This is a genomic window from Methylorubrum extorquens (genome assembly GCF_024169925.1).
Classification (GTDB): Bacteria; Pseudomonadota; Alphaproteobacteria; order Rhizobiales; family Beijerinckiaceae; genus Methylobacterium; species Methylobacterium extorquens_A.
In genome coordinates this window covers 93529-108842 of record NZ_JALJXF010000001.1, presented here as the reverse complement: position 1 = coordinate 108842, position 15314 = coordinate 93529, and the positions used below count along the sequence as shown (strand labels likewise).

Genomic DNA, 15314 nt, shown 5'->3' with positions numbered 1-15314 from the left:
GCGGTCTTTTGGAGCGAGCGAACGCCATGGACGTCTTTTCCGCGCTTCAGACCGCGGTTTCGGGCCTGAAGGCGCAGTCCTTCTCGCTGAGCAACATCTCGGGCAACATCGCGAACTCGCAGACGACCGGCTACAAGCGCATCGATACAAGCTTCGTCGACATGCTCGTCGACGGCGACGCGAAGAGCCAGACCGCGGGCTCGGTCGGTGCCTTCTCGGAGCTCACCAACTCGATCCAGGGCAACAAGGTCTCGACCGGCGTCTCCACCAACATGGCGCTCGACGGCCAGGGCTTCTTCGCGGTTCGCAAGAAGACCACCGATACCGGCGGCGGCGAGGCCTTCTCCACCGCCAACCTCTATACTCGCCGCGGCGATTTCGCCCCGGACAAGGACGGTTACCTCGTCAACAGCGCGGGCGCCTACCTCGTCGGCGCGAGCCTCGACCCGGTCACCGGCCAGACCAACGGCACCGGTCCGATCAAGATTTCGAACGCGATCATCCCGGCCAAGCCGACGACGACGCTCACCTACTCGGCCAACCTGCCCAAATCCCCCGCCACGACCAACGCCGCTTCGACGCAGGGCCTGCTCTCCGCCTTCACCGACGGGACCGACGCGCGGGTGACGCCGACCAACGGCCGGACCGGCGGCACCGTCTCCCAAACCAATGCGCAGAGCTTCATCGACAACAGCATCGCCGGACCGGCCCTGACCGTCTACACCGCCTCCGGTGCCCCCGTGAGCGTTCAGAGCCGGTGGGCGAAGGTGGCCGCCGCCGACACCGCGACCGGCACGAGCGACACCTGGAACCTGTTCACCGCCGACAAGACCAGCGTCACCGGCAACCAGTCGAGCTGGACCAATATCGGCCAGGCCTTCACCTTCAGCCCCAGCGGGCAGATGACCGCCCCGACCGGGAAGACGGTTCCGATCAGCAATCTGACCGTCGACGGCGTCAATGTCGGCGAGGTCACCCTCGATCTCAGCGGAGGCCTCACGCAATACGCCGCAGCCTCCGGCACCGTGACGACCAACGACCTCAAGCAGAACGGCTACGCCTCTGGCACGCTGAACTCCGTCGAAGTCGGCGAGAACGGCATCATCAGCGGCAAGTACTCCAACGGCTCGGTGATCGGGCTGGCCCGGGTCGAGGTGGCGCAGTTCGTCAATCCCGACGGGCTGAAACCGGATTCGATGGGCAACTACCAGCAGACCGTCGCCTCGGGCGAGGCCATCAGCGGGCTCAAGGATTCGACCGTGGTCGGGGCAAACGTCGAGCAGTCGAATACGGACATTGCCGCGGAATTTTCGAAGATGATCGTTACCCAACAGGCCTACTCTGCCAACACCCGGGTGATGTCGACGGCGCAGACGATGATCTCCGATCTCTTGAACGTCATCCGCTGACGAACCCCTGAGGGAGGAGAAGCGCCTTGGCCCTCGACGCGTTCAGCACGGCCACCGCCGGCCTGCGGGTCACGCAGGCTCAGATCGGGGTCGTCTCGCAGAACATCGCCAATGTCGGCACCGCCGGCTATGTCCGGCGCACGCTCTCTCCGATCACGTCGGGCTCGGGGAATGCGGGCGTCGCCACCGGCACGGTCGCGCGGGCGCTCGACGCGGCCGCGCTCAAGCAGCTCCGCGCCGAAAGCTCGGGGGCGGCCTACACCTCGCTGATGTCGAAGACCCGCACGCAGCTCGACACGCTCTACGGGCGGCCCGGAGACGCCTCGGCGCTCGACGGGGTGTTCAACAACTTCACGCTCTCGCTTCAGACCCTGGCCGCCAACCCGACATCGACGGCCGCACGGGCGACGGTGCTCAGCGCGGCCAACGACGTCGCCACGCGCATCGGCAGCGCCGCCAACGGGGTGCAGGCCCTGCGCTCGGGGCTGGAATCGCAACTCGCCAGCGACACCGAGAAGGCCAGCGGCCTGCTCGCGCAGCTGGCCAAGCTCAACACCCGCATCGTCGCGACTGCGACCGGCGACGCGAGCCGCCCCGAACTGGAGGATCAGCGCGACCAAGCGCTCACCAGCCTGTCGGGCCTCATCGACATCAACGCCGTCCCCCAGAGCGATGGCAGCGTGAGCGTGCTGACCAGCTCGGGCGTCACCCTGCTCGATCGCTCCAACGCCGCCTCGCTCCGCTTCGATGCCCGCGGCACGCTCTCGGCCAACGCGCTCTATGCCACCGACCCGTCGCAGAGCGGCGTCGGCACCATCGTCGCGTCGACGCCCGGTGGCGGCAAGATCGACCTGCTCGGCTCCGGGGCGATCCGCTCCGGCTCGATCGCCGCTGCAATCGAGCTGCGCGATACGGTGTTGCCGCAGGCCCAGCGCCAGCTCGACGACCTCGCGGCGGGGCTGTCGCGCGCAATGTCCGACCGTCTGGCCACCGGCACGGCCCCCACCGACGGCACCAAGGGGGGCTTCGACATCGACCTGACCGGTCTTTCGGCCGGCAACGCCATCACCCTGACGGTACAGGACGGGAGCGGCAAGCAGCGCAATCTCATCCTGATGCCCTCCTATCAGAATCCGGCCCCCGCAATTCCCGCCGGCGCCACAGACGACGCGAACGCCACGGTAATCCCGTTCACGATCCGGCGGCCCGATGCGACCCCCGCCCGCACCGCGGACGAGATCCGCGGCGCGATCACCGCGGCGTTGGGCGGGGGATACACGGTGTCGAGCGTGCCGGGCGGCGAGGCCGGCGCGATGCGCATCCTCTCGAGCGGGGGGGCCACCCTGATCGCGGCGAGCGCCAGCGTGACGCAAGTCACCTCGGCGAGCGACATCAAGGGCTCCACCACGCAGCTTCCGCTCTTCGTCGACGGCGCCTCCGCCACGCTCTACACCGGCTCCTTCGACGGCGGCTCGCAGCTCACGGGCTTCGCACAGCGCATCGCCGTGAATCCCGCGGTGGTCGGCAGCGCCGGAAGCCTCGTCGGCATCACCGGGACGGGCGTGTCGAGCGGAATCGGCGACGGGACCCGGCCGCAGGCGCTGTTCACCGCGCTGACGGGGGCCCAGCGTCTCTTCTCCTCGTCGAGCGGCATCAGCGGCATCGACGCCCCGACGCGGTCGAGCGTCGCCGACTTCGTCCAGGGCGTCATCTCGGTGCAGGGCGCGGCGGCGGCGGCGGCGCAGGATCTCGACGAGGGACAAAGCATCGCCCTCTCGACGGCGCAGGGGCGCTTCGCTTCCGCCTCGGGCGTCAACATCGACGAGGAGATGTCGAACCTGATCGCGCTCCAGCAGGCCTACGCGGCCAACGCCCGCGTGCTCACCGCCGCCCGCGACATGATCGACACCCTACTCAGGATCTAGAGCATCGTCCTGGATACCGGATCCAGGACGATGCTCTCGCCTTTCGTTTTTGCATCATCTTCTTCCGAAAGCCGGCAACCCGCTTTCGGGACGATGCTCTAGGTACGGAGCCGCCGATGACCATCACCGCTTTCGCCGCCGGCACCTACCGCTTCGACCGTCAGTCGGCGAGCCTCGTCGCCATGAAGAACCAGCTCGATGGGCTAGCGCAGCAGCTCTCGACCGGGCGCACCGCCGAAACCTATGGCGGCCTGGGCGTGGCGCGCACGACGAGCTTGAGCGCGCACGCGGCGATCAGCGCCCAGGACGGCTACCTCGCAGCGATCGGCTCGGCCGAGACCCGGGTGAAACTGACGAGCGCCAGCCTCACGCAGCTCAAGTCGCTCTCCGACAGCACCCGCTCGAACCTCACCGGAATCGTCTCTTCCCGTAATGAGAAGCTGCCGGCGACCACCGTGCAGCTTGCTGCCAACAACCTCTCGGCGGCCGTCGATGCCCTGAACCAGCAGGCGGGCGGGGTCTACGTCTTCTCGGGGCGGGCGACCGACACGGCGCCGGTCGTTTCCGAGCAAGCCATTATGAACGGTGTTCCGGCGGAGGGCCTCGACGGCCTCAAAGCCATGATCGCCGAGCAGAAGAAGGCCGATCTCGGCCCCTCGGGCAACGGCCGCCTGACCCAGAGCGTCGGCCCCCGGACGATCGGTCTGTCCGAGGATTCCAGCGCCGAAGCGAGGGCGAATTTCGGCTTCACCCTCATGGCCGCGTCGAGTTCGAACAGCACCACGCTCGGCGCGAACGTCGTCGCCGGATCGAAGCCGGACGTCGGCTTGAGCTTTGCCGAGCAGCCTGCCGAGGGCGCTCAGGTGCGGGTGGTGGTTCAGCTCGCCGACGGCAGTCAGAAGACTCTCGACCTCACGGCCCGTGCGGGCGAGGCCGGCAACGCGGCTGGAGCTTTCTCCATCGGAGCCACCAAGGAAGACACCGCCGCGAACCTGAAGCGGGCGCTCGGCGGGGCCGACATCGCCAGCGTGCAGAGCGCGAGCCCGCCCGGCGTGGCGGCGGCCTTCACCAACGGCCGAGCCGCCACGGCGACCCTTACGGTCGGCAGCAATCCCTCGGCCGGCGACACGATCACGCTAAAGCTCGGCATGCATGACGGCACGACCAAGTCGATCACCCTGACCGCCGCCGCGACCGCCGATTCCGGCTCCGCGACGACGTTCGCCATCGGTGCGACGCCGGAGGAGACCACCGCGAACCTCTCCCGCTCGCTCCAGAACGCCCTGACGACGGCGGCCAACACCGAACTCTCGGCGAGTTCGACCGGCCGGGCCTCGCTCAACTTCTTCGAGGGCTCGCCCGCCGCCGGCCTGAGCCCGCGGCGCGTCGCGGCGGACGGCAACGGCTACGCCGAGACGGCCAGCGCCAAGACCGTGATCTGGTACAAGGGCGACACCTCCGCCGACCCTCGGGCGACGGCGACCGTGCAGGCCGGCACCAGCCGGACGGTCGAGATCGGCGCGCAGGCCAACGAGGAGGGGATCCGCCGGACGCTTGCCGGGATCGCCGCAATGGCAGCGGAGAACTTCACCACCGGGACCGGCACGGTCGACACGGCGCGTTTCGAGGCGGTCTCCACCCGGGCGGCGAACCTCCTCACCGCGGGCGACGGCCAGCAGAGCCTGGAGCAGCTCGGCACCGATTTCGGCCTGGCGGCCAGCAGCATGGCCAACGCGAAATCGGTGGCCAACACCACCAAGGCGACCCTGCAGGACTCCCTCGACGGGGTCGATACGGTCTCGACGGAAGAGGTCGCGGCCAAGCTCCTGAGCCTGCAGACGCAGTTGCAGGCGAGCTACAAGGTCACCTCGATCCTCTCCGAGATGAGCCTCGTCAACTATCTCCGCTGATCCGGTTTCCGCTTGCTACAAGCGAGAAGCCTCCAGCATCGTCCTGGATACCGGATCCAGGACGATGCTGGAGGCTTTTGTTTTTGCATCATTTTTCCGAAAGCCGGAAGCCGCCTTTCGGGATGATGCTCTATCGCTCACCCTGCGCGCTGCGCTCACGGAGCCAAAAACGAAAGCGGCCCGAGGATGCCTCGGGCCGCTCGTTCGTCTGGTTCTTTTACTCGGCCGCGTCCGGCGTATCGGTCTTCTCGGGAGCAGCCTCGTCCTCGGGGCCCTTGTAGCGGGTCCGGCGGCGACGGGGCTTCGGCGCGGGCGCGTCCTCGTCCGACGACGGCACTTCGGCGGCAGGGGCCGCCTCGCGCGGCTCCGGCGCGGATCGCGCGGCCGGGGCCTCGGGGGCCGGCGTAGGATTGCGGGTCGCCGTCATCAGGAAGGCGGGCAGCGCCGACGGATCGGCGGCCTCGGCCGCAGCGGCGCGGCTGGCCTCGCTCGCACGACCGCGCCCACGCCGCGGCGCCGGGCTTTCGGAACGCGGGGGCGCCTCGGACCGTGCCGCAGGCTCGGCGCGGGTGTCCTGACGCGGCTCTTGCCTTGTTTCCTGCCGTGCTTCTTGCCGCGATTCCTGGCGGGGCTCCTGACGCGGTGCCTCGGGGAACTCGCCGCGACCGTTCTCGAAGCGGGCAGCGTCGCGACGGTTCTCGCGACCCTGCGGCTCGCGACCTTGGTTGTCGCGGCTTTGAGATTCACGGCCTTGGTTGTCACGGCCTTGGTTGTCACGGCCTTCTTGGGGCTGTTGCCCGAAATCCTGCCGATAGTCCTGACGCCGGTCCTGGCGGTAATCCTGCCGCGGGCCGTCCTGACGGGGGTAGTCCTGACGATCCTGGCGCTCAGGCCGGTCCTGGCGCTCGGATCGATCTTGGCGCTCGGGCCGATCTTGGCGATCCTGACGGAAGTCCTGCCGCGGCTCGCCGCGGTTATAATCCTGCCGGTTGCCCTCGAAGCGCTGGCCCCGGTCGTTGCGATCGTTGCGCTCGCGCCCCTGGTCGCGGGGCTGGAAGCGCTGGTTGCGATCATTGCGATCATTGCGCTGGGGCCTGCCGTCGAAGTCGTGGCGCTCGAACGGCTGCGGCTGCTGCGTCGGGTCGCCGTACTCGTCGGTGCCGTAGCCGAGACCCTGGCGACCGCCCTCGGCGCCCTGGCCCTGACCGGTCTCGTCGTCGCCTTCCTCGTCCTCGTCGAAGCCGTTGCGGGCATAGCCCTGCGTGACCTGCGGACGGCCGGGCTCCTGAGCGCCGGTGATGATCCGGAAATAGTGCTCGCCGTGCTGGAAGTAGTTCTCGGCGGCGACCGGATCGCCGCTCGCGAGAGCGTCGCGCGCAAGCTGCGCGTACTTGTCGGCGATATGCTGTGCGGTGCCGCGAATTTTGACGTCGGGACCGTTCGACTCGTAGGAGCGCGTCAGCGGATTCGGACCCTTGGGCCGATTGCGACCCCGCATCCGTCGATTCTGGTTTGGTCTCATCGGCCTCGATTGACCCTCGTTACCTGTCGCTCAGCGTGACTGACAGTGCAGGAGCTTGGCTCGCGGACAGGGCGAGCCGGGCGCAGAGCGCCCGACCGCGCTTCATTCCGCGATATTTGCCGTTCGTCTGGTGGCTGCGCTCGGTTTTGGCGCGCCGCGAGACATCCCTCGACTGTCAGGTTCGATATCACCGAGCCTAGCCGCGACTGCCGGAGCGCGTCCGCTCGATGGTGGGAAGACCGTCCGAAGCCGGAGGACACGGTCAAAACCGATCCTACCGATACCGTTTGAAAGAGTGCCTCACAAAACTCCCGGTTCTCGGGAGCTCCCTTTGGCCGGTGGGGCGCAGCGGGAGTTTTGTGAGAGACGCTCAACGGACCATTGGCGGCCTGCATCCCTAAGCTAGTGACTGACGCCCTCGACAACAAGCATTTTTTCGTGTCCGAGGCGGCTTATGCCGGAATTGTGCGGGTCTATCGGTCATTCGCGCCACAGACCGGCGCGAAATCCGCTCCCTCGATCCGTCACCTGCCCGCCAAGGATGGCCGAAGCGTGACGACCCGGTCGTGGCCGGCGAGGTCCCGGCCGACGCCGATGACCTCGAATCCCGCCTCCTGCGCGAGACGGGTCAGGGCGTTTCCCTGATCGTAGCCGATCTCCAGCACGAGCGCGCCGTGCGCCGAGAGCAGACCCGGCCGCCGCGCGACATCCGCGAGGATTGACCGATAGGCGTCGAGGCCGTCGGCCCCGCCATCGAGGGCGGCGCGCGGATCGTGCCCGCGAACCTCCGGTTCGAGCGTTTCGATGACGGGGGTGGCGATGTAGGGCGGGTTTGAGACGATGAGGTCGAACGGCCCCTTCAGCGCATCGAGCCAGGAACCGCACAGGAAGGCGGCCCGATCGGCGACACCGTTCGCCGCCGCGTTCCGCCAGGCGACCGCCAGCGCCGCCGCCGACCGGTCGAGGCCGATGCCGAGCGCCCCCGGCCGCTCGTGCAGCAGAGCCACGAGGATGCAGCCGGATCCGGTGCCGAGATCGATCAGGCGCAGCGGCCGCTCGGGCAGCAGACGGAGGGCCGTCTCCACCACGCTCTCGGTGTCGGGCCGCGGCACCAGCGTCTCCGGGCCGAGGGCGAAGGGCAGCCCCCAGAACTCCCAGGCGCCGAGGATCCGCGCCACTGGCTCACCCGCAAGCCGCCGCTCTGCCGCATGCCGGAGTGCCTCCGCACCGGCCGCACCAAGCGGCTCGCGTCCACGGAGCGTCAGATCGAGGGGAGTGAGCGAAAGGGCGTGCAGGGCGAGGAAGCGAGCGTCCGAGCGCGCATTCGGCAACCCGGCCTCCTCGAAGGTCCGGACAAGGTGCCGCAGCGCGGCCTCTAGGGGAAGCGTCGCAGCAAAGCGGGGGCTCATACCGGCCCCTGCCGTCACGCCATTCCCTCGGCGGCCAGCAACTCGGCCTGATGCTCGGTCACCAGGGCGTCGATCACCTCGTCGAGCGCCTGGCCGGCCATGACCTCCTCCAGCTTGTAGAGGGTCAGGTTGATGCGGTGGTCGGTGACGCGGCCTTGCGGGAAATTGTAGGTGCGGATGCGCTCCGAACGGTCGCCGGAGCCAACCTGCGCCTTGCGGTCGGCGGCCCGCGCCGAATCCTTGGCGGTGCGCTCGGCATCGAACAGCTTCGAACGCAGGAGGGACATCGCCCGGGCGCGGTTCTTGTGCTGCGAGCGCTCCTCCTGGACGAACACCACCACGCCGGTCGGCATATGGGTGATGCGGATCGCCGACTCCGTCTTGTTGACGTGCTGGCCGCCGGCGCCCTGCGCCCGCATGGTGTCGATCTTCAGGTCGGCCTCGTTGACGACGATGTCGACCTCTTCCGCCTCCGGCAGCACGGCGACCGTGGCGGCGGAAGTGTGGATGCGCCCCTGCGTCTCGGTGTCGGGCACGCGCTGGACGCGGTGGGCCCCGCTCTCGAACTTGAGGCGCGAGAACACCGAGCGGCCCTTCACTTCGGCCACGACCTCGCGATAGCCGCCGGCCGTGCCCTCGCTCTCCGAGATCACCTCGACGCGCCAGCCCTTCGACTCGGCGTATTTCGCGTACATGCGAAACAGGTCGCCCGCGAACAAGGCCGCCTCGTCACCGCCGGTGCCGGCGCGGATTTCGAGGATCGCGCTCTTCTCATCGGCCGCATCCTTGGGCAGCAGGATCAGTTGCAGCGCACGGTGGGCCTGTTCGAGCGCACCTTCCGCCTCCGGCTTCTCCTCGGCGGCGAGCGCGCGCATCTCCGGATCGCCGCCCGGCTCGTCGATCATCGCCCGGATGCCGGCCAGGTTGGCCTCCGCCAGCCGGTAATGATGGATCGCGGCCACGACGCCGTCGAGTTCGGACAATTCGCGGGAGAGCTGCACGATGCTCCCGGCATCGGCCGAACCGTCGGCGAGCTGCGCCGTGACGATGTCGTGCCGCGCCAGGATGGCGTCGAGGCGATCGGAAGGAATGGGGGTCATCGCCTGTCAGGATACTCGTCGATGGTGCGCGTCAAATCGGAACGGGACGGGGCGGATCGCACGGCCGCTTCGGCTGGCTCGCCGGAACGGCAAGGTTCATGGCGGTCCGACCGGCACCCGTTACCCGTGCGGCGACCGGGAGGGAAGATGCGCCGGGTCCGGTCCGCCGCGCATCGGGGTCGTTCACGGGCCGCTCAAGCCGCAGCGGACCACGCCGACGCGGCGAGGACGACCTCCGCTGGCACGTTCACCCAGGTCTCGCCGTCGGGCGCGAGGTTGGCGGCGAGCCAGTCGCCGACGATCCGGTAACCGAGAGTGTATCCGAGCCAGCGCGGATGGCGCCCGCCGGCTCCGAAGAACCAGCCGGCGTGATCGTGATCGGGCGCCCGGAGTTCCGCCGCACTCGGGAGATGGGCCCGCAGAGCCGCGTCGTCCAGGGCGCATTCCCAGGGCTCGGGAGGGCCTGCGAAGAGCGTCCCGGCGAACTGTCCGGCCAGTCCCTCGCTGACGAGTGCCTCGCCCAGCGTGCGCCCGTATCCGGGGCCGGCGTAGCGCCGGCAATGGTGCACCTCGTGAGCGATCGTCCGCCGGATGTCGCCGGTGTCGAGGCTCGCCGCGAAGTTCGGATTGAGCGGATCGACGGTGAGCGCGCACAGACCCGGACGATAGGCGCGGCCGGCCGTGCCGACCTCCGGGATGACCGCCCCGGCCACGCGTTCCACGAGGATGTCCATCCGGAACGGCGGCAGGACGCCGGCCACGGCGTGCCGGGCCGTCTCGATCTCGGCCGCGATCCGCTCGCGCCAGGGCGCGAGGTCGCCTTCGGCCTCCAGCCAGTGCAGGTGCCAGTCCAAAGAATCCTCCGACCTAAATCGGCACGCCGTTCGCCTTGGCATAGGCGGCGAGCGCAGGCCGGACCGAGGCGCCGTCGGTCACCCGGGTCAGCTCGGCCTGGATCAACGCCGCGACCTCGCCGGCATCGGCGGAGAGCACCATCGCCTTGACCGGGCCGATCGAGGCCGGCGACATCGAGAAATCACGAAATCCGAGGCCGATCAGCGCCAGCGCCTCGAGCGGGCGCCCGCCGATCTCGCCGCAGACGGTGGCCGGGCAACCTTGCGCCGCGGCGCGCTCGGCGATGAGGCGGAAGGCGCGCATCGCCGCCCCGCACAGGGGATCGAAGCGGTTGGCCACGCGCCGGTTCTCGCGATCGACCGCGAACAGGAACTGCATCAGGTCGTTCGAACCGACCGAGAGGAAATCCGCCTCGCGGGCGATCTCGTCGATCTGGAACAGCAGCGAGGGCACCTCGACCATCGCGCCGAGGCGGCAATCGCTCGGCAGGGCGTAGCCGTGGCGGCGCAAGTGCGCCTTCTCGCGCTCGACGATGTCGCGGGCGCGGGTGAATTCCTCGACGGTGGCGACCATCGGGAACATGATCTTGATCGGGCGCCCGGCCGCAGCCTTCAGCAGCGCGCGCAATTGCACCCGCAGCAAAGCCGGCCGGTCGAGGCCGATGCGGATCGCCCGCCAGCCGAGCGCTGGGTTTTCCTCCTCGAGCGCCGGCATGTAGGGGAGGATCTTGTCGCCGCCGATGTCGAGGGTGCGGATCGTGACCGGAAGGTCGCCGGTCGCCGAATAGACCGCCTCATAGAGCGTCTGCTGCTCGGCCGCCGAGGGCATCCGCTCGGCGATCATGAATTGCAGCTCGGTGCGGAACAGGCCGACGCCCTCCGCCCCGGTCTCGTGCAGATGGGTCAGATCGACGAGGAGGCCCGCGTTGAGATGCAGGCCGATCTTCACGCCGTCGCGGGTGACGGCGGGCACGTCGCGCAGGGCCCGGTACTGCTCCTGCCGCCGGGCGCGCAGGCGCACCATCTCGGCGTAGGACGCCTCGACCTCGGGTGTCGGCCGGATCTGCACCTCGCCCGACAGGCCATCGACGATGATCGCGTCGCCAGCATCGCACAGGCTCGTGGCGTTGGCGATCTCGCCGACCGCCGGGATGCCGAGCGCGCGGGCGACGATGGCGATGTGGCTCGTCGGCCCGCCCTCCTCCAGCACCACGCCGCGTAAACGAGCCCGGTCGTAGTCGAGGAGTGCGGCCGGGCCCATGGAGCGGGCGACCAGGATCGCGTTCTCCGGCAGGCCGTCGCCGTTCCGCCCCTCCTGGCCGACGAGGCGGCGCAGCAGACGGTTTGCGAGGTCGTCGAGATCGTGCAGGCGGTCACGCAGATAGGGGTCGCTCTGGCGCAGCATCCGCGCGCGGTTGTCCGACTGCACCCGCTCGACCGCGGCCTCAGCGGTCAGGCCCGACTGGACCGCCTCGCGCATCCGCCGCAGCCAACCCTTGTCGTGGGCGAACATCCGCACGGTCTCGAGGATCTCGCGGGATTCGCCCGAACTGAGGCCGTCGCCGCGCTCGACCAGCTCGTCGATCGCCGAGCGCACGTCCTCGATCGCCTCTTCGAGCCGCTCCATCTCGCGCTCGACGTTTTCGGCGATCAGCAGCTTCACGACGATGCGCGGCTCGTGCAGCACGACGTGGCCGAGGCCGATCCCGTCGGCGAGCGCGACGCCGCGCTGGCTCACCGGGCGCCGCGCCGCGGTGCCGGCGCCGGGCGACAGCGCCTGGAGTTCGCCCGAGGCGATCAGCTCCGCCAGCACCATGGCGGTGGTCTGGAGCGCCTCGATCTCCTCCTCGGAATAGACGCGGTAGGTCTTGTTCTGGACCACCAGCACGCCGAGCGTATTCCCGGCCCGCAGCAGCGGCACGCCGAGGAAGGCGTGGTAGATCTCCTCGCCCGTTTCCGGCCGATACGAGAACGAGGGGTGCGACTGCGCGTCCGAGAGCGCCAGCGGTTCGGCGGTCTTGGCGATGAGGCCGACGAGGCCCTCGTCGGCGCGCATGCGGGTGATGTGGACCGCGTCGCGGTTCAGACCCTCGGTTGCAAACAGTTCGAGGGTGTTGTCATCCCGCACCACGTAGACCGAGCACACCTCGGCGATCACGTTCGCCGCGATGAGGACGACGATCCGATCAAGACGCTGCTGCGGACTGACCGGCTCCGCCATGGCTTCGCGGAGCCGGCGCAGCAGCAGGCGCGGGCCTCCGGGCGCAGCGGGCATCGTGTCGTCAATCCGGGTCGGCCGGCGCAACCCTGGCTGGTGAGCCGTGGGGCCGACGCCGACGGGAACGGTCAGGCCTGGTCGAGGCCGTATAGCGAGTGGAGCGTGCGCACGGCAAGCTCCGTGTAGGCAGCGTCGATCAGGACCGAGAACTTGATCTCGGAGGTGGTGATCGCGCGAATGTTGATACCCTTCTGAGCCAGCGCCCGGAAGGCCTTGGCTGCAACGCCTGCATGCGAACGCATGCCGACGCCGATCGCCGAAACCTTCACGACATCGGTGGCGCCCTCGATCTGGCCGAACTGGATCGTGTCCCGCTGGGCGTCGAGGATGGCGCGGGAACGCTCGTAATCGGCCGCCGGCACGGTGAAGGTCATGTCGGTGGTCGATTGGTCGCCCGACACGGTCTGGATGATCATGTCGACGTTGATGTTGGCATCCGCCAGCGGGCCGAAGATCGCCGCGGCGATGCCGGGGCTGTCTTTCACGGCGCGCAGGGTGATCTGCGCCTCGTCCTTCGAGAAGGCGATGCCGGTGATGATCTGCTGTTCCACGATTTGATCCTCGTCGCAGATGAGGGTGCCCGGCCGCGCGGCATCGGGGGGATCGAAGGAGGAGCGCACCGTGGTCGGCACCCGGTGCACCATGGCGAGCTCGACGGAGCGCACCTGGAGCACCTTGGCACCCAGGGATGCCATCTCCAGCATCTCCTCGAAGGTCACGCGCTCCATGCGCTGGGCCTTGGGCACCACGCGGGGATCGGTTGTGTAGACCCCGTCCACGTCGGTGTAGATGTCGCAGCGCTCGGCGCCGATGGCGGCGGCGATCGCCACGGCCGAGGTGTCCGAACCGCCGCGTCCCAGCGTCGCGATCCGGCCGGTCTGCGCATTCACGCCCTGGAAGCCGGCAATGACGGCGACCTCGCCGCGCTTGAAGCTCTCGTCGAGATTCGTCGGGTCGATGCCCTCGATCCGGGCCGAGCCATGCGCGTCGGAGGTGTGGATCGGGATCTGCCAGCCCTGCCAGGAGCGGGCCTTGATCCCGTCCTTGTTGAGCGCGATGGCCAGCAACCCCGAGGTGACCTGCTCGCCCGAGGCCACGACCGTGTCATACTCCGCCGCGCCGTAGAGCGGGTCGGCATCCTTGACCCAGCCGACCAGTTCGTTGGTCTTGCCCGACATCGCCGAGACCACGACCGCGACCTCGTAGCCGGCCGCGACCTCGCGGGCGACGTGGCGCGCCACGTTGCGGATGCGATCGACGGTGGCGACGGAGGTGCCGCCGAATTTCATCACCAAACGGGGCATGTCGCGTCCGGTCTGCTCATCTTGTCCTTCCGGTGCCGGCCGCGAGGCCGACGCGCCGCGCCACACGGAAAACAACACGGCGCGGCTGTACCGGGGATGCGACCGGCGGGTACAAGGGGCCCCCGGCCGTGTCAATCGGACGGACGGCAGGTTCAAACGATACGAAAGTGAGCCGGATGACGGGCGCCTCGATCGACCGGGACGAAGTGGCGCGCTTCGACGCCCTGGCCGCGCGCTGGTGGGACGAGCGCGGGCCGATGGCGGTTCTGCACAAGTTCAATCCGGTCCGGGTCGGCTACATCCGCGACGAGGCCTGCCGGGTCTTCGACCGCGACCCGGCCGCGCCCTTCCCCCTCGAGGGCCTGACGGTCATCGACATCGGCTGCGGCGGCGGCGTGCTGTCGGAGCCGCTGGCCCGGCTCGGCGCCACGGTCACGGGCCTCGATCCGGCGACCGGCAACATCGCGGCGGCCCGCGCCCATGCGGAAGCGGAAGGCCTCACCATCGACTACCGCGACGAGACCATCGAGGCGGTGGCCGCGCGCGGAGAGCGCTTCGACATCGTGCTCGCCATGGAAGTGGTCGAGCATGTCTCCGACCGCGCCGGCTTCCTGCGCGCCTGCTGCACGACGGTGAAGCCCGGCGGCCTGCTGTTTGCCGCCACCCTCAACCGGACCATGCGCTCCTTCGCGCTCGCCATCGTCGGCGCCGAGTACGTGCTGCGCTGGCTGCCGCGGGGCACCCACGATTGGGAGAAGTTCGTGACGCCGCGGGAACTCTCCGCCGACATCACGGCAGGCGGCCTCACCGTCACCGACACGACCGGCGTGGTCTACAATCCGCTGGGCGATTCCTGGCGCGCGAGCCGCGACACAGGGGTGAACTACATGGTGGCGGCGCACAGACCCGCCTGAACGAAGCGGACGGGCATTCGTTGACGGTTCTCCCAGGCAGAACGGAGACCCTCGGACATGCTCGAAAAGCTTCCGCACGCCGTCGGCGAGGCCCTGTCCGGCCTGAGGGCCGGCGCGGAGAAAGCCGCCTTCCATACGGTTGCAGTCGAGGCCCCCGCCACGCTCCGCGTGACGAGCGAGGCCTTCGCCGATACCGCACCGATCCCCGCCCGCTACACCGCGGACGGCGACGGGCTGTCGCCGCCGCTCGCCATCGCCGGGGTGCCGGACGGGGCCGCGGCACTCGTCCTGTTCGTGGAGGACCCGGACGCGCCCTCCCCTCACCCCTTCGTGCACCTCATCGCTTGGAATCTGAGGCCTGAGGCCCAAAACCTTCCCGAGGGGGCGTTCGCGAGCCCGGCGGGTGCGGGCGTCCGGTACGATCTCGGCCGCAACTCCTTCCAGAAGGACGGCTGGCTGCCGCCGGACCCGCCGACCGGCCACGGGCCGCACCATTACTTGTTCCAGGTCTTCGCCCTGGCCCGCCCCGCCGATCTGCCCGCCTCGCCGGGCCGCGGCGCCCTGCTCGACGCGCTCCGGGACAACGTGATCGCCAAGGGCCTGCTGACGGGGACCTATGAGCGGACCTGATGTCTTGAGGCGTGCGTATCTTGCGTTCACCGCGCGCGAGCGGGCATGACCGTGGTTGA

The 15314-nt window shown here is 69.2% G+C and carries 11 protein-coding genes; 5 read left to right on the top strand and 6 right to left on the bottom strand.

Annotated elements, in window-relative coordinates:
* Positions 1-26: 26 nt before the first annotated feature.
* From J2W78_RS00540 to J2W78_RS00530, 3 genes are all read left to right on the top strand, one after another.
* Positions 27-1409 (top strand): flagellar hook protein FlgE, encoded by a 1383-nt coding sequence (locus J2W78_RS00540; RefSeq protein WP_253367083.1) that lies wholly within the window; start codon positions 27-29, stop codon positions 1407-1409.
* A 26-nt stretch (positions 1410-1435) separates the two neighbouring features.
* Positions 1436-3334 carry a flagellar hook-associated protein FlgK gene (gene flgK, locus J2W78_RS00535; RefSeq protein ID WP_253367082.1) on the top strand — a complete coding sequence of 633 codons (1899 nt, stop codon included), beginning with the start codon at positions 1436-1438 and terminating at the stop codon, positions 3332-3334.
* A gap of 116 nt (positions 3335-3450) precedes the next feature.
* Positions 3451-5244: a hypothetical protein gene (locus J2W78_RS00530; protein WP_253367081.1), complete on the top strand. Its 1794-nt coding sequence runs from the start codon at positions 3451-3453 to the stop codon at positions 5242-5244.
* Positions 5245-5461: 217 nt separating this feature from the next.
* Here the strand turns inward: J2W78_RS00530 and J2W78_RS00525 are convergent, their stop codons facing one another.
* The 6 genes from J2W78_RS00525 to J2W78_RS00500 all read right to left on the bottom strand — a co-directional run bounded on the left by J2W78_RS00525 (position 5462) and on the right by J2W78_RS00500 (position 13711).
* Positions 5462-6742 carry a DUF4167 domain-containing protein gene (locus tag J2W78_RS00525; protein ID WP_253367080.1) on the bottom strand — a complete coding sequence of 427 codons (1281 nt, stop codon included), beginning with the start codon at positions 6740-6742 and terminating at the stop codon, positions 5462-5464.
* Between the two features lie 548 nt (positions 6743-7290).
* Complete coding sequence (gene prmC, locus J2W78_RS00520) at positions 7291-8175, bottom strand: peptide chain release factor N(5)-glutamine methyltransferase (protein WP_253373934.1); 885 nt, start codon at positions 8173-8175, stop codon at positions 7291-7293.
* Positions 8176-8189: 14 nt separating this feature from the next.
* Positions 8190-9275, bottom strand: a complete 1086-nt coding sequence (gene prfA / locus J2W78_RS00515) for a peptide chain release factor 1 (RefSeq protein ID WP_253367079.1) — start codon at positions 9273-9275, stop codon at positions 8190-8192.
* Positions 9276-9469: 194 nt separating this feature from the next.
* Positions 9470-10129: a DUF2268 domain-containing putative Zn-dependent protease gene (locus J2W78_RS00510; protein ID WP_253367077.1), complete on the bottom strand. Its 660-nt coding sequence runs from the start codon at positions 10127-10129 to the stop codon at positions 9470-9472.
* A gap of 13 nt (positions 10130-10142) precedes the next feature.
* A complete protein-coding gene (gene ptsP, locus J2W78_RS00505; RefSeq protein WP_253367075.1) occupies positions 10143-12404 on the bottom strand; it encodes a phosphoenolpyruvate--protein phosphotransferase in 2262 nt (753 codons plus the stop codon).
* A gap of 71 nt (positions 12405-12475) precedes the next feature.
* Entirely contained in the window at positions 12476-13711 is a 1236-nt protein-coding gene (locus J2W78_RS00500; protein WP_253367073.1) for an aspartate kinase, read from the bottom strand.
* A 167-nt stretch (positions 13712-13878) separates the two neighbouring features.
* Between J2W78_RS00500 and ubiG the strand changes: the two genes are divergently transcribed.
* Both ubiG and J2W78_RS00490 read left to right on the top strand, forming a co-directional pair.
* Positions 13879-14625: a bifunctional 2-polyprenyl-6-hydroxyphenol methylase/3-demethylubiquinol 3-O-methyltransferase UbiG gene (gene ubiG, locus J2W78_RS00495; protein WP_253367071.1), complete on the top strand. Its 747-nt coding sequence runs from the start codon at positions 13879-13881 to the stop codon at positions 14623-14625.
* A gap of 57 nt (positions 14626-14682) precedes the next feature.
* Positions 14683-15255, top strand: a complete 573-nt coding sequence (locus J2W78_RS00490) for a YbhB/YbcL family Raf kinase inhibitor-like protein (protein WP_253367069.1) — start codon at positions 14683-14685, stop codon at positions 15253-15255.
* Positions 15256-15314 lie beyond the last annotated feature (59 nt).